The organism is Pectobacterium sp. CHL-2024, from assembly GCF_044751765.1.
Lineage (GTDB): Bacteria > Pseudomonadota > Gammaproteobacteria > Enterobacterales > Enterobacteriaceae > Pectobacterium > Pectobacterium brasiliense.
Genome location: NZ_JBIXKO010000036.1, coordinates 1 through 2,998 on the forward strand (window position 1 = coordinate 1; position 2,998 = coordinate 2,998).

The window sequence follows — 2,998 nt, forward strand, 5'->3', positions numbered from 1 at the left end:
AAAACACCTTCGGTGTTGTAAGGTTAAGCCTCTCGGGTCATTAGTACTGGTTAGCTCAACGTATCGCTACGCTTACACACCCAGCCTATCTACGTCGTCGTCTTCAACGGCCCTTCAGGGGCATCAAGTGCCCAGGGAAGACTCATCTCGAGGCAAGTTTCCCGCTTAGATGCTTTCAGCGGTTATCTCTTCCGCACTTAGCTACCGGGCAATGCAATTGGCATCACAACCCGTACACCAGTGGTGCGTTCACTCCGGTCCTCTCGTACTAGGAGCAACCCCTCTCAATCTTCCAACGCCCACGGCAGATAGGGACCGAACTGTCTCACGACGTTCTAAACCCAGCTCGCGTACCACTTTAAATGGCGAACAGCCATACCCTTGGGACCTACTTCAGCCCCAGGATGTGATGAGCCGACATCGAGGTGCCAAACACCGCCGTCGATATGAACTCTTGGGCGGTATCAGCCTGTTATCCCCGGAGTACCTTTTATCCGTTGAGCGATGGCCCTTCCATTCAGAACCACCGGATCACTAAGACCTGCTTTCGCACCTGCTCGAGCTGTCACTCTCGCAGTCAAGCTAGCTTATGCCTTTGCACTAACCTCCTGATGTCCGACCAGGATTAGCTAACCTTCGTGCTCCTCCGTTACGCTTTGGGAGGAGACCGCCCCAGTCAAACTACCCACCAGACACTGTCCGCAACCCGGATTACGGGTCCACGTTAGAACATCAAACATTAAAGGGTGGTATTTCAAGGTTGGCTCCACGCAGACTGGCGTCCACGCTTCAAAGCCTCCCACCTATCCTACACATCAAGGCTCAAGGTTCAGTGTCAAGCTATAGTAAAGGTTCACGGGGTCTTTCCGTCTTGCCGCGGGTACACTGCATCTTCACAGCGAGTTCAATTTCACTGAGTCTCGGGTGGAGACAGCCTGGCCATCATTACGCCATTCGTGCAGGTCGGAACTTACCCGACAAGGAATTTCGCTACCTTAGGACCGTTATAGTTACGGCCGCCGTTTACCGGGGCTTCGATCAAGAGCTTCGCCTTGCGGCTGACCCCATCAATTAACCTTCCGGCACCGGGCAGGCGTCACACCGTATACGTCCACTTTCGTGTTTGCACAGTGCTGTGTTTTTATTAAACAGTTGCAGCCAGCTGGTATCTTCGACTGATTTCAGCTCCATGAGCAAGTCACTTCACCTACCATCAGCGTGCCTTCTCCCGAAGTTACGGCACCATTTTGCCTAGTTCCTTCACCCGAGTTCTCTCAAGCGCCTGAGTATTCTCTACCTGACCACCTGTGTCGGTTTGGGGTACGATTTGATGTTACCTGGAGCTTAGAGGCTTTTCCTGGAAGCGTAGCATCGGTTACTTCATCACCGTAGTGACTCGTCATCACGCCTCAGTGTTAACGATGACCCGGATTTACCAAAGTCATCCACCTTCACGCTTAAACCGGGACAACCGTCGCCCGGATAACCTAGCTTTCTCCGTCCCCCCTTCGCAGTAACACCGAGTACAGGAATATTAACCTGTTTCCCATCGACTACGCTTTTCAGCCTCGCCTTAGGGGTCGACTCACCCTGCCCCGATTAACGTTGGACAGGAACCCTTGGTCTTCCGGCGTGCGGGTTTTTCACCCGCATTATCGTTACTTATGTCAGCATTCGCACTTCTGATACCTCCAGCAGCCCTCACAGGCCACCTTCGCAGGCTTACAGAACGCTCCCCTACCCAACAACACCTAAGTGTCGCTGCCGCAGCTTCGGTGCATGGTTTAGCCCCGTTACATCTTCCGCGCAGGCCGACTCGACCAGTGAGCTATTACGCTTTCTTTAAATGATGGCTGCTTCTAAGCCAACATCCTGGCTGTCTATGCCTTCCCACATCGTTTCCCACTTAACCATGACTTTGGGACCTTAGCTGGCGGTCTGGGTTGTTTCCCTCTTCACGACGAACGTTAGCACCCGCCGTGTGTCTCCCGTGATAACATTCTTCGGTATTCGTAGTTTGCATCGGGTTGGTAAGTCGGGATGACCCCCTAGCCGAAACAGTGCTCTACCCCCGAAGATGAATTCACGAGGCGCTACCTAAATAGCTTTCGGGGAGAACCAGCTATCTCCCGGTTTGATTGGCCTTTCACCCCCAGCCACAAGTCATCCGCTAATTTTTCAACATTAGTCGGTTCGGTCCTCCAGTTAGTGTTACCCAACCTTCAACCTGCCCATGGCTAGATCACCGGGTTTCGGGTCTATACCCTGCAACTTAACGCCCAGTTAAGACTCGGTTTCCCTGCGGCTCCCCTATACGGTTAACCTTGCTACAGAATATAAGTCGCTGACCCATTATACAAAAGGTACGCAGTCACCTAACAAGTAGGCTCCCACTGCTTGTACGTACACGGTTTCAGGTTCTATTTCACTCCCCTCGCCGGGGTTCTTTTCGCCTTTCCCTCACGGTACTGGTTCACTATCGGTCAGTCAGGAGTATTTAGCCTTGGAGGATGGTCCCCCCATATTCAGACAGGATGTCACGTGTCCCGCCCTACTCATCGAACTCACAATCTGTGCATTTTTGTGTACGGGACTATCACCCTTTACTGTGCGACTTTCCAGACGCTTCCACTAACACACAAACTGATTCAGGTTCTGGGCTCCTCCCCGTTCGCTCGCCGCTACTGGGGGAATCTCGGTTGATTTCTTTTCCTCGGGGTACTGAGATGTTTCAGTTCCCCCGGTTCGCCTCATGACACTATGTATTCATGTCATGATAGTGTGTCGAAACACACTGGGTTTCCCCATTCGGGTATCGTCGGGTATAGCGCTTCATATCAGCTTACCGACGCTTATCGCAGATTAGCACGCCCTTCATCGCCTCTGACTGCCTAGGCATCCACCGTGTACGCTTAGTCGCTTAACCTCACAACCCGAAGATGTTTCGATTGAATCATCATCGTGCTGCGATTATTTGAGAGACTCATTGACAGACTGA

General features: G+C 52.3%; 1 rRNA gene. It reads right to left on the minus strand.

Features of this window, described 5'->3' with window-relative positions:
* Positions 1-19 precede the first annotated feature (19 nt).
* A 23S ribosomal RNA gene (locus ACIPUG_RS21290) occupies positions 20-2,926 on the minus strand.
* Positions 2,927-2,998: the final 72 nt, after the last annotated feature.